Source organism: Dictyobacter alpinus, assembly GCF_003967575.1.
Taxonomy (GTDB): domain Bacteria; phylum Chloroflexota; class Ktedonobacteria; order Ktedonobacterales; family Ktedonobacteraceae; genus Dictyobacter; species Dictyobacter alpinus.
The window spans coordinates 2,412,929-2,431,966 of record NZ_BIFT01000001.1; the positions used below are offsets into that span (position 1 = coordinate 2,412,929).

The following is a 19,038-nucleotide window of genomic DNA, read 5'->3' on the forward strand; positions in this document are numbered from 1 at the left end:
CCTCCCTCTTTATTGAGAATGTTGAACGACGAGGTTAACTTAATAGCGACGATCACGATAACCGCCACCGCCACCGCCACCACCGCGTGAGTCACGGCGTTGGAAACCGCCGCCACCACCGCCACGATTATCGCGTTTCTCCTGCGCTTCATTTACAATAATGGTACGACCTTCCAGGCTAGAATTGTTAAGTTGATTCATCGCGCTTTGAGCGTCTTCATCATTGCTCATTTCTACAAAGCCAAATCCTTTGCTGCGTCCAGTCTCGCGATCCATGATGATCGTTGCTGAAAGCACCTGACCAAACTGACCAAATAGATCATTGAGATCCTGGTCGGTTGTCCGGTAGGGCAATTTGCCTACATAGAGTTTCACTTATCTGTTCTCCAATCGACGCCATCAAGCCTATCTCGGTCCGTGAACTAGTATTTTCACAAACTTGAAACCGCGATACGTGTCGTCGCTTTCTGTTCTATCAATATACACCATACTATGGTACGGTGTGCAAATTTTATGTTGATGAGTCTTTGTAAATAAACTGTTCTTTTTACATATTATCTACAAAGACGCATTTTATCAACTCCTGTTGGACTAGACTGCCGCGCCTTCCTTGCTTTTCATCTCGAGTTTGCCATTGGAGACGTCAAAGTTGATGTCTGATCCGTCCTTGACGTTGCCTTGTAGTATTGCTTGCGCTATGCGGTTCTCGATCTCTTTCTGGATGACGCGTTTTAATGGTCGTGCGCCGAACTGTGGATCATAGCCTTCCTCAGCGAGGTAGTCGCGGGCGGCATCCGTGAGTGTGATGGTGGCATGCCGATCCGCTATCCGTGGCCGGATGCGGTTCAACTGGATCTCAATGATCTCTTTGACGTTGTCCTTGCTGATAGGATGGAAGATAATGATCTCGTCGATGCGGTTGATGAATTCCGGTCTGAGCCCTTCTTCTTTGAGCTTCTGGCGGATGTCGCGTTGGATGCTATCTTCGTCCAGGTTGGCATAGGTGTGTAGCCAGCGGTCGCCAATATTGCTGGTCATAATGATCACGGTGTTTCTGAAGTCTACGGTCCTGCCCTGTCCGTCGGTGAGGCGCCCATCGTCCAGTACTTGTAGCAGGATATTGAAGACTTCGGGGGCGGCCTTCTCGATTTCATCAAGGAGGATGACGCTATAGGGCCGCCTGCGCACGGCTTCAGTCAGTTGTCCGCCTTCCTCATATCCTACATATCCGGGAGGGGCTCCGATCAGGCGGGCGACGCTGTGCTTCTCCATGTACTCTGACATGTCAATGCGAATCATGGCATGCTCATCATCAAAGAGAAATTCGGCCAGGGCGCGGGCCAGTTCGGTTTTACCGACACCGGTAGGACCCAGGAAAAGGAAACTGGCCAGGGGCCGATTGGGATCCTGGAGTCCGGCTCGGGAGCGGCGTACGGCGTCGGCTACGGTGATCAGTGCGGGTTCTTGTCCGACGACCCGCAGGCGCAGGCGCTCCTCCATGTGTAGTAACTTCTGGATCTCGCCTTCCATCATACGCGAGACCGGAATGTGGGTCCATTTGGAGACGATTTCGGCGATATCTTCGGCGTCTACCTCTTCTTTAAACATGCGGGCGGCTTTAAGTTCTGCCAGTTTAGCTTCCTGTTCCCAGATGCGTTGCTCTAGTACCTGTAGCTTTTCGTAGCGGAGCCGGGCCATCTCCTCATAGTTATAGTCGCGCTCGGCTTTATCATAGGCGATCTGTGCTTCGTCCAGTTGCTGCTTGAGCTTACGTAGCTCCTCTACCGGCTGGCGCTGTGTATCCAGGGCGAGTTGCATGACGCGTAGCTGCTCGCTCAGATTGGCGATCTCCTGCTCTACTTTTTGCCGTCGCTCTTTACTGGCCTCATCGCTCTCCTTTTTGAGGGCCTCCTGCTCTACTTGTAGCTGCTGAATACGCCGCTTCAGTGCATCCATTTCACTGGGCGTACTATCAAGTTCGACGCGGCGATGACTGGCGGCCTCGTCTACCAGGTCGATGGCTTTGTCCGGTAGGAAACGGTCGGTAATATAGCGATCGGAGAGGACGGCGGCGGCTACCAGGGCGCTATCCTGGATGCGCACACCGTGGTGCAGCTCGTAGCGTGGTTTCAGGCCACGTAGAATACTGATCGTATCTTCGACGCTGGGCGGCTCAACCATTACTGGCTGGAAGCGCCGTTCCAGGGCGGCATCCTTCTCGATATATTTGCGATATTCATTGAGTGTGGTGGCACCGATACAATGGAGCTCGCCACGGGCCAGCATTGGTTTAAGCATATTTGAGGCATCCATTGAACCCTCGGCGGCCCCGGCTCCAACGAGCGTATGGAGCTCATCGATGAAGAGGATAATGTTGCCGGCGGCGCTGGTTACTTCTTTCAGGACTGCCTTGAGGCGCTCCTCAAATTCTCCTCTGAATTTGGCGCCTGCGACCAGGGCTCCGAGGTCCAGGGTTACGACCTGTTTGTTGACCAGACCTTTGGGCACGTCGCCGCGTACGATGCGTTGGGCCAGTCCTTCGACGATGGCGGTCTTACCGACGCCGGGCTCACCGATGAGGACCGGATTATTTTTGGTTCGGCGGCTCAGCACCTGAATGACGCGCCGGATCTCCTCGTCACGGCCAATAACGGGATCCAGCTTGCCTTGCCGGGCCAGTTCCGTCAGGTTACGGCCATATTTTTCCAGCGCCTGGTATTTCCCCTCTGGATTCTGATCTGTAACGCGTTGAGAGCCTCGTATGGAGGTCAGTGACTGCATCACCTGTTCACGGCTCAGTCCTGCGGCCTTGAGTATTCTCTGGGCTGTGGGATCTGTATTGAGGAGTGCCAGTAAGAGGTGTTCAACACTAAGATATTCATCTTTAAAGGTACTCATCTCGCTCCATGCTTCATCCAGTACTTTCCGTAGCTGGGGCGAGAGGCCGGGTTCACTACCGCCATAGGCGCGTGGCATGCGCTCAATGTCGTTTTCAACCATTGTTCTGGCGGTCTGGATGTTGCCACCAGCTTTCTGCATAATCTGTTGAACGACTCCACCTTCTTGCGCGAGGAGTGCGTCGAGCAGATGGGCTGGTTCAACCTGACTATTGTTGTGCTCTTTTGCTTTTTCTAGAGCTTCCTGTATGGCTTCCCTGGCTTTATCTGTAAAACGTTCAATCTTCATTGTGCAACTCCATGGCTTGTTCGCTTGAGGTTTGTCGCTTTTACTATTTACACTATACCACTTAGTCGTTCGCTATTATGAATCCGCTCGATGAGCATGAGCTGCTACGACTTTAGCGTTTGTATATCAAGTTTAATGATAGGATTTATGTTAGAATGGTGACTGGCCTGGTAAATTTAAGGAACAAAAGGCAGAACATTCGCGCATCTGATTTCATCCCATAACACAAAGTGATATAATAGGTGCCAAATTGGCACGTTTTCGTCTGGCGGAAAGAGGAAAAGAGCACCATTATGGCAATGTTTGAGAACTTATCTAAACGTCTTGAAGGTATATTTAATAATCTCGGTGGACAGGGTAAGCTGACCGAGGATGATGTTAATGCGGCACTGCGTGAGGTCAGGTTGGCGCTGATTGAAGCTGATGTTAATCTGAAGGTGGCACGTCAATTTGTCGAGCGTGTCAAGGAAAAGGCTATTGGCGCTAATGTGATGGGTAGCCTCTCGCCGGCTCAGCAGGTGCTCTCGATTGTGAATGAGGAACTGGTTGAGGTTCTGGGTGGCGCAGAGGGAAAAAATAGATTAGATCTGGGTGGCACTCCTCCGCAGGTTATTATGTTGGTCGGGTTGCAGGGCTCTGGTAAAACAACGTCCGCCGCCAAACTGGCGAATTATTTGCGTAAACAGGGGCAGCGACCTTTGCTTGTGGCGGCCGATATGTATCGTCCCGCTGCTGTAAATCAGTTGAAGGCACTGGGGCGCCAGTTGACGATCCCTGTCTATTCTGAGCCGACAGGCGCGGATCCTGTGGATATCTGCGTGAATTCACTGGCCTATGCGCGTGAACAGGCTTGCTCGGTGGTGATTCTGGATACCGCGGGCCGCTTGAATATCGATGAGCGTATGATGAATGAGGTGATCAATATTCGTCAGCGCTTACAGCCGCGTGAGGTGTTGTTGGTCGCGGATGCCATGACGGGTCAAGAAGCGGTGCGAGTTGCCGATGACTTTAATAAGGCTGTTTCGCTTACTGGTATGATCCTGACGAAAATGGATGGTGATGCCCGTGGTGGTGCGGCTCTGTCGATTCGGACCGTAACTGGTGTGCCGGTGAAGTTTATGGGCGTTGGTGAGAAAACCGACGCGTTAGAGCCGTTTTATCCCGATCGACTGGCCTCTCGTATACTGGGAATGGGCGACGTTCTTTCACTGATCGAGCGAGCTCAGGAAAGTATCGATGAGGAAGAGGCACTCAAGGCTCAACAGAAATTACAGCAGGGTAAGTTTGATCTTGAGGACTTCCTGAATTCTATGCGTCAGTTGAAGCGTATGGGACCATTGCGTAACGTAATGGAGATGTTACCTGGCTTTAATAAACTGGCCGCTATGCCGGAAATGGAAGAGGCGTTGGAAGGCGATCAACTGAAGTATGTTGAGGCGATGATCCTTTCGATGACGAAAGAGGAGCGGCGGAATCCTGATATCATGAATGGTAGCCGCCGTAAGCGTATCGCTCGCGGTAGCGGCACGACGGTCCAGGAAGTGAACCAGCTGTTAGATCAATTTAATGAAATGCGTACGATGATGCGCCAGATGAGTACCGGTAAGGGTCCCTGGGCACAGATGGCTCGCCAGTTTGGTGGCGGCGCTGGTATCCCAGGAATGCCGAGTATGCCTGCTCTCCCTGGCGCTGGTCGCTCCGGTGGCGGCGGTAAGAAAACTGGTAAAGCCGTCCGTAAGGAGAAGCGCAAGCAGCAGAAATCGAAGTCGCGCGGCGGAAAGAGGTGAGTCGATGGCTCAGTCGTATCCTGTGTTTGGACACTCGCGGTTGGTGCGGTTGATAGTTGTTCTTATGTTGTTAGTGGTTCTCCTTTCAACAAGCGCCTGCGAGGGCGATGCACAGGTACGACAACAGGCTATGGAGAGTGAGCAGCGCTTCTGGCAGCTCCTCCATAGCGCGGAGCAGCTTGGCTTTACGCCGGTTCTTCTGCAGCCAATTCTCCAGCAAGATGCCTTGTTGCGTGCGACTCAACCTCCCTTTAGTCTCTTCAGTAATCAGCCTATTGATGTCTATTATCGGGGGCTGTCCCAACGTTATACTCTTTTGTTTTTGCAGTTGCGTGGTTTGATGGATAGCAATACACAAAGCTTACGCTCAAATACGGCCCACCAACTGCTCTCCCTGCGTTCTACTGTGGATCAGGAGCGTAAGGATGGCTTGCCGGCTGGCAATTTTTCTCCCCAATTAGATCAGTTGCAGCGCTCCCTGGATGCAGGACAGGGCTTTGAGGCGATCGCTCATGTGCGTATGGGCTTACAAGATGTGGCTCTGGCTTTGCAGATGCTGCGCTCAACTTCGACACATTTGCAAGCTTTACAGGACCTGGTAGTTCTCACTCAGCTTTCTGGCCTGCAGACTTCAGTGCTCTCCTTACAATCTTCTGACCAGGAGAATCAGCAGCGCTTTCGACATGCCGCCAGTATCGCCAGTTTGCAGACGTTGGATGGTCGCATCGCGGCTCAGCAGCAGCAGGGTGAGGCGACCCTCCAACTGGCGATCCCTACGATCACTGACTCACGCCTGCATGACCTGACTGAAGGTGTGCAGCAGCTTCCGGCGGTCCATCTGGATGCATCGACGTATCAGACAAATCTGGCGACCTATAAAAAGCAGGCTGCAACTTCCATGAATGTCGCCGAATTCCGCCAGTTTCTCCGCCACATCGATGGCGATATTCTTGCCATTAGATCGGATACTTTACGCGAGAATGCTCAGCTGGCGTTCCGTGCCTTCCATAAAGATGTAGATGGTTGGAGTGGCCGCCACCTGTATTATGATCAGTATGATGGCACTAACTATGCTATTGATACCAGCTATCTCAATCAGAATTTCGGCCTGGATGCTGAAACGCAGCTAGAGGATGCTACCAGCCTGAATGGTTTACGGAGTGCGATTGATACCTCGAAGATCCTGCTTTTCAACCACCAACTCATGGAATTGGATGCCGTGGATACGACTCCTTACGACCAGGTTCACCGGGCTGACCAGCTGGCATTGCAGCACTACCATTTACAGAAAGGCCAGGTAATTATTATCTCCTTAAGTAAGCAGGCGTTGCGCCTGTATCAGGATGGGAAACTGGTGCGCGCCTTTCTGGTCACGACCGGCCGTCCTGAGCGTCCCTCACCTCCGGGAGTCTGGACAATTATTAATCGTCTATCGCCAACCGAGTTCAAGTCGAGTGATCCTCCTTCATCTCCTTATTGGTATCCTGATACTACTATCCAGACCGCCATCCTCTTTCGCGATGGTGGCTACTTCATCCACGATAGCTGGTGGCGCTACAATTATGGTCCGGGTACCGAGTTCCCACACTATGATGCCAGTGGAAATCAACGCTCCGCCGGCAATGGCAGCCATGGCTGTGTCAATCTTCCTCCGGACGAGGCGGCCTGGATCTACAACCATACGGGCTGGAATACCACCATCGTTGTCTATTGATTAATAGAGCTCTGCCTCTATTGATTCCTCTGACCTGAACGATTATAGATAGTATAGGATCGTTTAGCTCTATCAATCGCGTGTATGGTTCTACATTGTTCGCGCGCTTTTAGAGCTCAGCCCGATCCACCAATTTCTATGAATTATTGCCTGCCCGTAAAATCTGGCCCACGAAACAGGGAGGAAGTGCCGCCTTTTGATATATAATTATGATTAAATATTATTAGAGAGCCGTTATGATCAACGTATTATAATCGCCACTACTGCTCGTTCAAATATGTAACGTTGGCATGTATGGAAGCGCCGCTAGTACGAAGATAACGGAGCCCGCTCATGCGCCTGACATCCGAAAAGCAGATACCGCACAGAATCCAGACATGCGCACATGCGCATCAACTTGGTGTGCCGCGTATTGTCTATCAGTCAAAAAACACGTCGCGCCTCACCCTGGCGTTGAGCCCTCTGGCTTTTGTTGTCAGTGCGTCGATTATCGTAGCCTATTCTTCTTTGTATGATCGCATCTTTAGCTGGTGGCCCCTCTGGCAAGCATGGCTGGTGCCTGGTATTGGCCTGTCCTGGTTCTTGATCGGATTATGGATGTTGCTACCTCCTTTGATCTCTCCCTCACCACGTGTCTTTCTGTGCCCACGTGGTTTGATCTACGTACGTTATCGCTGTGAAGTCGTGCGCTGGGATGACATTGTGCAGCTAACCAAAGAATTGCAGATAGATCAAAAAGCTTCTCTGCTTGCCCGCTATATCCTCTTGCGCCTGGACGGCTTTCGCGTTGTCCTGGAGAAGGATCTTCCACACCTGGATCGCCTTGGTGGCTTTATGGAGCGCGAGATTGTACGTCACCTTCTACCCCAGGTCATCGCTAAATACGACACCGGCGCCACCGTCTCCTTCTCATCCCTGGAAGTTACCGCCCGAGGAATCTACCTGCCATCGTCGCGGCGCCTCTTGCCCTGGTCCGAGTTTGAGCGCCTCAGTCTGGATGAGACCTCATTCAGCCTGTACAGTCGTAATGAAGACTGGGCATGGCAGACCTTGAGTGTCTCTGGCTTCCCCAACGTCTGGGTCTGTAAAGGGCTGATCGAGCATATCACCAAAAGTGCCCGTCGCCCCCTACCTGTACCCGCTGTCGCTGCACCATCCCGACCAGCCCAATACGACCTTTACGACGCCGGCATCTCTATCCCATTTGGTGCCCTCACCATCAGCCGTGAAGGAGTCATCCTCAAAAGCCACAGCCGGCCCATGCCCTGGGAAGAGATTGCCAGCTTCGGTGTCGGCGAACAAGAGATCATCATCAAACTCATCGACTCCCAGGAATGGTATGTCCTCCCCACCTGGTCCATCACCGATCCAGCCGCCCTATCACAACTTGTCGACTACGCCCTGTTTCAACACTACTTCATATCCTGAACCCCATAAACCACATTGATAAAAGAAAATACCCAAAAGTAACGCAACAAGAAAAACAAGCGGTAGCGGCTGCCCTCGTGGCTGCGCACGTCCCTTTACGAGCGAAGCTAGCAAGCACCATGAGCTCACGGACCCTCCAGCCTCCCCTTACGATTCCTGGCGCCCACCTACCCCTGCGTCTATAAAGATGGCATAAGGTCACAGGGGTAGGTGGGCGCTGGTTGTCATTGAGCGAGACGGGGAGGAAGGTGAGCTCATGGTGCTTGCTAGCTTCGCTCGTAAAGGGACGTGCGCAGCCACGAGGGCAGCCGCTACCGCTTGTTTTTCTTGTTGCGTTACTTTTCTGGTAACGCTGGTTCAAAGATCTGATTAACAGAGAGTGTGGCTTGCCTGCATTTTATATAGATGCAGGCAAGTCAGGATTGTCTATACGGCTTTGGCTTTTTTGGCGCGTGTTTCTGGTACGTGGGTGCCTTCATCGGGGATGGGCGTGGTGGACTCGTCGAGTGGATGGGTTATACGTCGCTGGATGGTGGCAATCTCATTGGCAAAGATACGACGTATAATGGCTACGCTACTTGCGTAGGTTGAGTCCATGCCAAAGTATGACAAACTACCGGCACCCAGGTTCTTACCGCGTGTGTAGGGTGTATCTGATGCGTAATGCAGGATACCAAGATCGTATGGCAGGCTTAGCAGGTTGAGATTCTCTTCCGTTGGGTAGCGTGTCAGATATTGATCTTCATAGATTGCGTTTAGATACGGGCCGCTCTCCATCTCGACGACGGTATAGTTGGATTGATAGTAGAAGTCCAGATATTGGCGATTCTGCAAGTAGGTGCCTTTAACTGAGACAGCCTTCTGGTTATCCAGTACCGATCCATATGTCAGATAGGGCTGCACCTCGCCGACACGGAACTTGTTGTCAAACCAGTAGGTGTTCTGACTATGCTCATCCAGGACTACGTTTGAGATCATCACATCCCCAATGCTGCCATTGAGGGTTGCGGCCTTACCCAGTACATAGATGCCACAGATCTGGGAGAGGTTCTCCATGATCTCACGCATCATGCGATAGGCGGCCATGCCCAGTGGATAGTCAATGTTAAGGATGACGGCGTCGCTTCTGGCCATGGTTTCCATATGGGGCATGCGGCAGCGGGGATCTATCTCAGAGGAGACCAATTTGGAAAGCTCAAAGACCTGAGCATCAATCTCCAGGCCATGGCGGGCACCCAAGTGCCAGATGCCACGATCCTGCGACTCCTGTAGCCGTGTGCGGTTCGCCTCTTTCCCTTCTGGTGTCTGGCCCCATTCACGACTGGCAAAGTACAGAAAATTTTGCCAGTTGCCCGGTACCTCGCCATCCTGGATCTTCTGGCATTCCTCGGAAAGATAGGGGTCAATGCCGCTACGCGCAAAATCTGTCAGGGCCTTTTCGTGGCGTAGCGCAAAGCCGGAAAGTACGTTGATCAGGCTGTGTGTGTTGCTAGAGACAAAGTAGACTGGTCGATCGGGTAGGCCTAATGTATCCAGCAGATTACGTACAGGAGCCCACCATTGGCGCGTCGCCTTGACGTATCCCACATGTGAGCCTCCTAGCATACGCAGATTAAAGCTCTTACGGTGTGAGCCAATCTGATGCAACTTATCCCATAAGTTTTCGCCCCAGATTACCTGGAGACGCTGCCAATCGTCTGCCGCGATATGCAGGCGCTGGCGTAATACTTTACTGATCTCGTCAAAGACTGGTGAGCTTGGATCAACCTGCGTCTCTAATAACTGCATTGTCGTAGGATCTGCATTCAGCAGATAATACATTTTATTCCACTCGATCTGGAACGCTACCAGAACGGGAACAATATCGTCGGTATCGCTGACACTCGCGACATAAGCGGCCAGGGTCTTCTTCCCATTATAAAACCACTTGCGACGGCGTGCAGGGGCCGTTACCGCCTGCCATTTATTGACATGAAATCCTTGCTGCAAGAAAACTTCTTCGGATTGCCCCAATAGGACAAGTTCGCATTGATTAATCGCATCTGGCAGGCGCAGCACACTGTAGATGAAGGCTGACATATCTGGATATGCTTTACGCGCATCGGGATGTAGGCTTGAGTCAATATTATAGTGCGCCTGGACCAGGGCCTTCAGACTAATCTCACCCGAGCTACGTAGTAGCGTGTTGTAGGTTCGGATATATAATTCAACATCGCGTTTCCCTGCGATATGATACTTCTCGCCATGCTCTAAACTGGGAGCTAGAGAGGTGGGTTGATGATCATACTTATCTAGCATTTCGTCCTCAGATTGCGCGACTGGCGCCGATCCATCTTGAGGAATGTGCTTAAAATGATTCATACCGTTGTTGTGTGGATCGTCTTGTTTCTGTTTTTGTGGCATAAGTGTACCCCTCTGCTCTGAGGCTGGATGGTTATTTTTTCATCAATATTTTCCATCTATTATAGCGCGTCCACCAACAAATTGGCGAGATTTTTAGTGTCTATTTTGTGGGTTATCTGGGTTTTTGTAATACGATAATATATTGATGGGCGATATTGGGAATGTAGGCAAAGGGGTAACCATAGGGGCGCAGGCGGGTTCCGGCCTGGTACCAGATGATTTCTCCTTTGGGAATAAAGCCATGAAGTTTGGCCCGGCGCGCAAGATCTACATGCGTAAACATATATTCTCCATGCTGATAGGCATCGCGTACAATCACTACCATGTATTTATTGGGCTTGAGCAACGTGGAGCAGAGGGCAAATACCCGTTCCATCGCGTCCAGGTAGGCATCGTAATTGGAAAGGTTGGCTAGATCGGCAGGATCAGTTGAATGCATGTCATAATCGGTGCGCCGATTGCTGTATGTGGTGGCATAGCGACCAGTTACCATAGTCTTTTCCAGATGAATATTGTATGGGGGATCGGTCGCGATAAAGTCAAATGAAGCAGACTCCAGTGTTGGTAATATCTGTAAGCAGTCGCCAAGCACGCATTCCTGGGGAAGGATCGAGCCATTACTCTCGGCTACAATCTGCTGATAAATCGCCAGCCATTTTGGATTAATCTCAATGCCCACAGCCTGCCGTGGTTTCTTACAGATAGATGCCCCGATCAATGTCCCCCCGACACCCGCAAAAGGGTCCAGCACCTTACCATTCGGCTTGGTAAAAAACTCGATTAATTGGCACATCAGTTGAGGTGGTTTATTCGCGCCGTGGGCCTTCCTCAACTTATGCCCATATGCAGATGGATACGCGGTTGTGAGGATGCTCTTCGTAAAATAGAGCCACTCGGCCCCCGTTAATTCATTGAGCGTATTTCGCACCGAAATATCGTCATGTTCCACAATACCACTCCCAGCTAAAGCTATGAATAGCAGCGGATAATATGCCATCTAATCGTGTGAGCGGCACCAGAACAGCACTCACGATTCCTTGTCAGTAGTTGCAATAAAAACAATGGCACCAAAATCGGCTATTCTAGCGTACACTATTGATAGGAGGTATTACCAAAATGCCTGGTGTCCCCATGCCGGGCATTTCCCCCTGGTAATGCCTCCACCTTGAGACCTTTACCACATGGATTTTCGCGCCTTTAGCTTTTGCGTACACATGAGCATCATGATCCCCTGAAAGGTGATTTTTAAATCCTCTCGATCAGAAAATATATCGTACATATAAATAACTACAGACGATACTATAAATTGTATATATCATACCAAATGTAGATAGTGTGAGGGATGGTAACGGGAAACGTTTGCTTATTTGTATTGCCGATTGTAGACGTTGCCAGTCGGTTATGCAGGTAGCGCGAGCTTATTTTGCTGCGGTCAGCTTCAATGTCGCCATTGATTGCCCATAGTTATATGCCTGTAAAGCCCCTGCTTCTCCCTGGATAGGTTCGATTGTGCCATTATTGTTATTATCGACGCCATTGAGAGCATCATCAGCAAGGGAGGCAATCTTTTTGATCGTGCCTGCATCTTCAGGATGTTCCAGTATTTCCTGGGTATCTTGCCGCAGGGTTGTGAACCAGTTTTTTAGATTCTCGCTGGAAAAGATGATTTGCTTCGCATATGTTCTAATGGTATCGGTACTATCAGGCTGTGTAGCTGCCAGCGAGGCATGGGCACCAACCGTACTGACATAGCCATTGTTATCGTTCCCGAGCAGACCAAACTCACTTGTAACCTGTGGAACGTGGGCCGCCGCGCACTCTTTTGGTTTGACGAGCGTTTTTGCCAGTGGATGACCATCCACCAATGTCATGATATTTTGTGCCGCGCAGCGTATTACCGTTTTATTATTGCTCGATCGCAGTAGTTGAGCCTGGAAGGAAACTTGCCGTGTCTGATCCAGCAGGCCGGTCAATAATGCTGTTTGGTTGGGTGTGCTGGGATAGCTTACCAGTAAATGCTTGATATGTACCAGAGCTAGTGGAGGAAATTGTGCTCTCAAAACAACACGTCCGGTTGGTAAGGCGGCCTGTGTCGTCTCTAGCGTCACCTGCACGATACTTCCCATTGCCAGCAGATTGTTATCCTGTCCTGTGAATTTCAGCTCATAGTCGTTGCCTGTTTGCGTCAGGGTTCCTAGAGGCTGGATATGCGCCTCATTCTCATCCACCAACCAGGCTGCATAATGTTGCGCTGCCGTTGGCTTATCGAGTCCATTTACCATGAGTGAAACGCTATCAGGACCTTTTTGCGCCTGCGAATTATCACGAAACATTACCAGGCCACCGGTCGTTTTTTGTGGGAGTGCCGTGGTGTTTGTGGAGGTAATGTGCCTGTTTTGCCATAATGCAAAGACAACCGCTGCGATGGCAATGCCCAGGATCGCCAGGATAACCGCAATAAAGGCCAGGTTGCGCCCCGTTGAATGCGTATGGCCTGGCCGTGGCTGGGAAAGCGACAGCGTCGAAGGGGCTGGAGATGGTGGCCTGCTCACAGGCGATGGCGTCAATGGATAGGCCGGAGAAGGCGAAAATTTATAGGTATTCTCCTCAGAGATATCATTTATGGCATCATCACTAGTATGATCCAGTTGTTTGACCTGAACACCCTCATCCGCCCCTGATGTCCGTAAATGGACAGGAGGAAGTGGGGCGCCGCAATGGCCACAAAATACGGCATCAGCATCGATCGGTGCCTTACAACTTGGACAAAGCATTAGTATTTTCCTCTTTTATAGAACATCATTTTTTATAAACTCCAGACAAGCGAGCATCCAAAGTCAAATATATACGCAACAACGAAATCCGACCCCACCCAGCTATAGTTCAGGCTACACTTGTCCTACTTTGAGGGACAGCACAACCACACAACTTGCCACATAGCTATTCTGTTTATTTAGACGATTAACACAGGTCCTACTCGGGAGAAGCTATTATATGCAGTACGTTCGTCAGCAGTTCCATGATACCGTGGTAGGAAATTATGATGAGTGCCAGGGTTGCCAGCACCATATGGAGTGAGCGCCAGACCTGCATGATATTCCGCGCTCGTCGCTGACGCTGAAGAGAATGTGCCAGCCGCGCATGATCCTGCAAGGTTGGTTGGACCCGTTTCCAGTCCGCGCGTTCATGGGCGGCTATTTCATCCTCCGAATGTTTGCTGCGTCCACGGGACTCCATCATATCGGAGCAGGCGATCTTAAATTCATCGGACTTGCCGGCGCTATAGCGCTCAACGGTGTATGCCAGTGTGCGTAGGCGTTCCTCGAGTGAGCGCTCGATACCTACTCCATTGGAACTGGCTTCGCGTGCGATTACTCTGGTTTGCCATCTATCTAACAGACGTCCAGAGATGCCACTTACCACCAGAAAGATCAAGGCAAAGAGTGCGCTCGTCGCCCAGTAGGTTTCCGTCAGACAACTAAAGTTGTTACAGAAATCATGCGTCACACGGGCATAATTATCGTGGAGTAACGCGATCAAAATAGTGATGACACCCAGCCAGGTATGCATCCATAGCCAGCTTTGTACCTTACCGGGTAGACCACGTATAAAGCGCCGTCGTAGCGAATAGGAGGCCGTAAACAGGACCAATATATACGCTATGATACCAAACAGGCGTAGCGGATCAGCGAATGGCTCAGGATCGTCCTGGGTGCGCAGGGCGTAGTAGTACCAGCCAAGTAAACCGCCATAAGCTAAGATACTGATCGTTAGCCAGAACCAGCGTGCGCGTGAAGTCGGAGACTTCCATAAACGCCGCCAGCCACGTGGCTGTGAGACTTGTGGCTGTTTAGTCGTCACTGACATAAATATTTTTCCTTTACTGCTACAGACTCAGGTAGAACCGGCGCTTTATTTGCCACGCAGGCTCAAAATATCTTCTGTCGAGCCAAAGAAACTGACAGGATTGACACGGATCGCCGCGCCAGTCGGACATGCCTGGACACAGGCTTGATTGTTATAGCCGGCACATAGATCACACTTGATGGCGATCTTTTTGCGGATATCCTCAATTGGATCATCAAACTGCAAGGGTCCTGAAGTTGCGACCTGGGCCATCGGTAATGGCTGCCGCTGTTTGCCGCGTTCCTTGCCAAATCCTTTGCTGAAGATGCGGCTAAAGCGCTGCCAGCTTTGTGGCTGTGCCTCATTATCATCATCCAGTGAGACGATGGAAATATTATCATAAGGGCAGCGTTCGGCGCAGATGCCACAGCCGATACAGCTTTCGGTAATATACACCTCGCCACTCGGCTTACGGGCAATTCCGGCTCGACTACAGAGCATGCACACAGGATCCTGGCATTGGCGGCACGCGGTAACAATACTCATATTACCGACGACCATGCCTTCGCGATTCATCCTTGAACGTCCATGGCGGCGCTCACATGCCTCTTCACATTCGTTACAATGGATGCATTTATCAAGGTCAATTACCAGGACATCGGTTCCTTCAACGACGCCATCACTGACCAGCGCATGCAGTCCAGCTCTGGCTTCTACCTCGGAATGCAGATTGGCGGCCATTTGCTTTAATTCTACTTGATCCAATGGCTCAAATACCGCACTATGCGCCGCCGTTTTGGCCGCCTGATAGAGCGTCAAACGTTGCTGTAGACGTTGCTTGAAAACTGGATATTTCACTAACAGATTTTTGAGTTGCGCGCGTGAAAATTCCGCCACGGTAACACGGGTGATCGCTGACACGGTAACCGCCCGCTGATCGCCAAGCATATCCAGGCCACCCACAAAATAATCGCCACGTTGCCGATAGGCAATCACGCGTTCAGGCTGTTCCTGGCGGCCAGTTTTACGCGCCACCTTCACAAAGCCATCCAGTAAAAGATGGAACGACTCACGTACCGGCCGCCCTTTTTGATCCTCACTAAATAGCTGTCCATCACGCTCATAGCGCCGCATCTCCGCCTGTTTTGCTAACAGGTGTAGATCCTCTGCAGTCACACCTTCAAATAGCTCCAGTTCCGACAAAATGCGTTCAACTGCGCGCGCATTACTTAACTGTACAAAGAAATCCTCTACCGCTGGTACGACCTCAATCAAGCGCTGCATGACCTGTTCAGGGACCCGCAGAACAGCCACCTGCCCCTGGGCACGCACCGTGATATTACGTGGCTGTCCCGTCAACATTCCTTGTTCACCCACATATTCACCATGGCGTAAAATCGCCATTGGCAGATCAGCCTGATCTGTGCCGGATGAAAAGACCTCGCATTGACCATCTAAAATAAAAAATATGTCGCGTCCAAATTCGCCTTCGCGTATCAATTCTTCGCCGGCCTGTAAGATTTGTACCTGCGACGTGGCCACAAAATGCAGGAGATAGTTATCTGGCACCAATTGGGTATTTTGAAATAAAGATTGCTCACGGATATTGCGCATCAGTAAGGGTAAGCTCCATCCCTGAGGAATATTGCTGGCCACCCTGGAGAGATCCACCTGACCATCCCAGGGGATACCCAGGCGCTGCTTCAGTGAGAGCATCAAGAGATCCCGGTGATTATCAACCGGACATACTGGAACACAGGAGCCACACATCACGCATTCATCGGTAAAGCGAGCCACGTGTGGGGCGACCTCATTTGAGATCGTGGCGCGATTCAGATCGGCGATGTTTACCTGGGAAGATAAAGGGACGGGGCAAGCACGCATACAGCGATCGCAGCCAACGCACATATCGATTTCAAAGTTGACCTGTTCGGGTGTGAGTGTTTGCATGTCAGTACGATGAGTCATACCAACCTTAAAGAGTTTTTGGGTTGTTTCCATCTGCATAGTACTTCTCTTCTTCCCCTTACATAAAACAAGGAGCATATCCTGGAGATCAGGATATGCTGAGTACTGAACTGCAACCGGCACAGAAGCGTGCGATAGGCATATTAACGACTCCACATTTAGGACAGGTTATGACTTTTGGTGGTTGCTTCCCGCTTCTCGTTTGCCCAGAGGAGGGCATCGCCGGCACCTGGACACGTGTCTCTGTGCCTGTCTGTGGCGGTTGAACAAACATAGGGTTATTCGCTCTCCCGTTCCCGTTTCCGTTACGTGCTGGCGCCGGTGGCGAGGCGACCTTCAGGGATTGCAGCTTGGAGGTCTTTTCCTGCCCCGATTGCACATCCACAAAGAAAATCAGTGTACTGCCCATAGTGATATGGTCACCGTGAGATAAGCGACATGTTTCCTGGATGCGGGCCTGGTTGACCACAATGCCGTTGCTACTCCCAAGGTCCTGAATATAAAAGCCATCGGGAGCCGGAAAAACCTGGGCATGACGGCGTGAGACAACCATATCATTAAGCGTGATATCATTGCTGGCGTCACGGCCAATCGTCACCGGTGTTACATCCTGTAGCAGATGGACTTGTGGTGGCTGCTTACGCGCACCTTTGATACCGGCGGGCAGGACGATCAGCGCGGGCGTTACCTTCAGGGCATTGATCACCGCCGGCGGCAGTGGCCGTGCGGCACCTGCTGGCAATAAATTTTCATCTAACTCTCGTCCAGCCGGATTGCTGCGAGCTGGATTGCTACTCTTTGTTGGTGTTGAGGTCAGATTATTAAAGTCCAATGGGCGCAAGAAAAAGTTAAACGAGACCACATTCCCAAAGCGCAGGGTATCATTAATGGCTAGTGGATATTCCCGTCCAGCCTCCAGGCGACGTTCATTTAAGAATGTGCCATTCAGACTCTCCAGATCCCGAATTACATACTGCCCATCGCGATAAGTGAGCAGCGCATGCTGACGCGAGATAGAACCTTCATTGATGACCAGATTCACACCTGGCTGCCGCCCAACTGTCAGACTTTGATCACGGCTCAAAGGAGTTTCGGCGATATGCAATGGTGTCCTTGGATCGGCCACATGCACTAATAACGCCTCAGTATGTTTAGAAGCGGATAACTCATCTAACATAGAACCCTCCACCGATCTCTGATCTGAAACAGCTATATTTCCACTCGCCCCCGCTTCACCCACACGTTGTACACCAAGTAGTAATGGTGGAACGCCTTGCTGATCCAGGTATGCGGCAAGATCAAAGTCTTCTTGTAGCAAGCGAGACGCTACCGTCTCTAGATTTACCTGATGATCAATGGCGCGTTTGAAAGCCAGCGTATGTTTACGATCGCCCAGGGCTAGCATTCCAACTGGAATGCCATCACATAATAATACTTTACGATAAGAACGTGGCTTTGGATCGGCCACGATCTGGCGATAGCCTTTGGCGTTGGTCGCACCAACCGAAGCAAAAGGCAAGCCATAAAGAAATGTCGCATTATAAAATGTCTCGGCATGGAAGCTCCGACTTGTATCCAGGATGTCCAGCATACTATATGCGGCTGCTCGTGCCTGCTGAATCGCCGGATACCACTGTCCAATTACCCTACCACGTCCAGTTGTTGCGACTTGCGTCTCTACCGCGTCACCGGCGGCATAGACATCAGGAGCATTCGTGCGCATATACTCATCAACCAGGATGCCCCGGCGGCAGGCGATACCGCTGGCCCGGATATAATCCACATTTGGCTCAATACCGATCGCGATCAGCACCAGATCACAGGCAATACGTTCGCCTGCATTGGTCTTCACCGCCGAGACCGTGCCCCGTGATCCAACGATCTCTTCGATCTCTGTCTCAAGCTGGACATCAATGCCGGCCCGCCGTTCCTCCTGTATCACCAGATCCGAGGCTGTGGCATCCAATACTTCAGACCAGAGCGTGCGTTTACGGATCAGATGGGTGATCTGTATGCCACGATGCCGTAACGTCTCCACCGTCTCTAATGCCAGTGTGCCACTACCACAGACCACCACCCGCCGCGCATTAGGCAGACGCTCCAGTACTCCCTGGTAGTCCTCGATCGTTCGCAACGTAAACACGCCCGCCAGATCCGTACCAGGACACCGCAAGTGCGCGGCCTGCGCGCCGCTGGCCAGCAAGAGTTTATCATACTTAACCTGACCACCACTTTGCAGTTGCACCACCTTCTGGGCCGTTTGAATGTTAACCACCCGCTCAGGCAGAAAATGGATACGCTGAGATTGATAATAGCGGATCGGACGCGCCCACAACTTTTCCTCGGCCACGCGTCCCGCCAGATAATCCTTCAAAGCGGGCCGGAAATAAGCCGTTTGCGCGTCAGACGCAATCACCCCAATAGACGCCTGCGGAGCTTCCTTACGCAGTGTCTCCGCGGCAGTCAAGCCTGCAATACCATTTCCGATAATCAAAAACGAAATCTGATCAGCCATGCCTATCCTCAGGATCCATGAAATCTCTGCGAAGCAAACAACTTAATACGGGCAGCCAGAGCACCTCGCCACAAACCTGGAGAGAGACAGATCCATGCAAGTCATGCAGCCCACGCAACCACATACAACCTCCCGCTATCAGCATTGGACACGCTGACATAGCTACAGACACATATCTCGATATATTTCTT

General features: G+C 51.2%; 11 protein-coding genes. 3 read left to right on the top strand and 8 right to left on the bottom strand.

All coding sequences use genetic code 11. The features are described from left to right. Positions 1–39: 39 nt before the first annotated feature. Together rbp and clpB are read right to left on the bottom strand one after the other, a co-directional pair. The gene (gene rbp, locus EL633_RS09550) at positions 40–375 is read right to left on the bottom strand and encodes an RNA-binding regulator (RefSeq protein ID WP_126626960.1); all 336 of its coding nucleotides are present in this window, start codon (positions 373–375) and stop codon (positions 40–42) included. Between the two features lie 216 nt (positions 376–591). Further along, positions 592–3,186, bottom strand: a complete 2,595-nt coding sequence (gene clpB / locus EL633_RS09555; protein WP_126626961.1) for an ATP-dependent chaperone ClpB — start codon at positions 3,184–3,186, stop codon at positions 592–594. Between the two features lie 299 nt (positions 3,187–3,485). Here clpB and ffh point away from each other — a divergent pair, with 299 nt between their 5' ends. From ffh to EL633_RS09570, 3 genes are all read left to right on the top strand, one after another. Then, entirely contained in the window at positions 3,486–4,973 is a 1,488-nt protein-coding gene (gene ffh, locus EL633_RS09560; protein ID WP_126629387.1) for a signal recognition particle protein, read from the top strand. Between the two features lie 4 nt (positions 4,974–4,977). Further along, positions 4,978–6,687: a L,D-transpeptidase gene (locus EL633_RS09565; protein ID WP_126626962.1), complete on the top strand. Its 1,710-nt coding sequence runs from the start codon at positions 4,978–4,980 to the stop codon at positions 6,685–6,687. Between the two features lie 333 nt (positions 6,688–7,020). Next, complete coding sequence (locus EL633_RS09570; RefSeq protein ID WP_126626963.1) at positions 7,021–8,115, top strand: DUF6585 family protein; 1,095 nt, start codon at positions 7,021–7,023, stop codon at positions 8,113–8,115. Positions 8,116–8,541: 426 nt separating this feature from the next. Here EL633_RS09570 and EL633_RS09575 read toward each other — a convergent pair whose 3' ends face one another. The 6 genes from EL633_RS09575 to EL633_RS09600 all read right to left on the bottom strand — a co-directional run bounded on the left by EL633_RS09575 (position 8,542) and on the right by EL633_RS09600 (position 18,847). Next, a complete protein-coding gene (locus EL633_RS09575; RefSeq protein ID WP_174845160.1) occupies positions 8,542–10,518 on the bottom strand; it encodes a DUF6909 family protein in 1,977 nt (658 codons plus the stop codon). Between the two features lie 112 nt (positions 10,519–10,630). Continuing rightward, the gene (locus EL633_RS09580; protein WP_161982061.1) at positions 10,631–11,467 is read right to left on the bottom strand and encodes a TRM11 family SAM-dependent methyltransferase; all 837 of its coding nucleotides are present in this window, start codon (positions 11,465–11,467) and stop codon (positions 10,631–10,633) included. A gap of 469 nt (positions 11,468–11,936) precedes the next feature. Beyond that, on the bottom strand, positions 11,937–13,292 hold the full coding sequence (locus EL633_RS09585; protein ID WP_126626965.1) for a zinc ribbon domain-containing protein: 1,356 nt from the start codon (positions 13,290–13,292) through the stop codon (positions 11,937–11,939). Between the two features lie 199 nt (positions 13,293–13,491). Next, a complete protein-coding gene (locus tag EL633_RS09590; RefSeq protein WP_126626966.1) occupies positions 13,492–14,385 on the bottom strand; it encodes a hypothetical protein in 894 nt (297 codons plus the stop codon). Positions 14,386–14,430: 45 nt separating this feature from the next. Further along, positions 14,431–16,371 (bottom strand): cyclic nucleotide-binding domain-containing protein, encoded by a 1,941-nt coding sequence (locus tag EL633_RS09595; protein WP_246039110.1) that lies wholly within the window; start codon positions 16,369–16,371, stop codon positions 14,431–14,433. Positions 16,372–16,420: 49 nt separating this feature from the next. Beyond that, the gene (locus EL633_RS09600) at positions 16,421–18,847 is read right to left on the bottom strand and encodes an FAD-dependent oxidoreductase (protein ID WP_126626968.1); all 2,427 of its coding nucleotides are present in this window, start codon (positions 18,845–18,847) and stop codon (positions 16,421–16,423) included. Positions 18,848–19,038 lie beyond the last annotated feature (191 nt).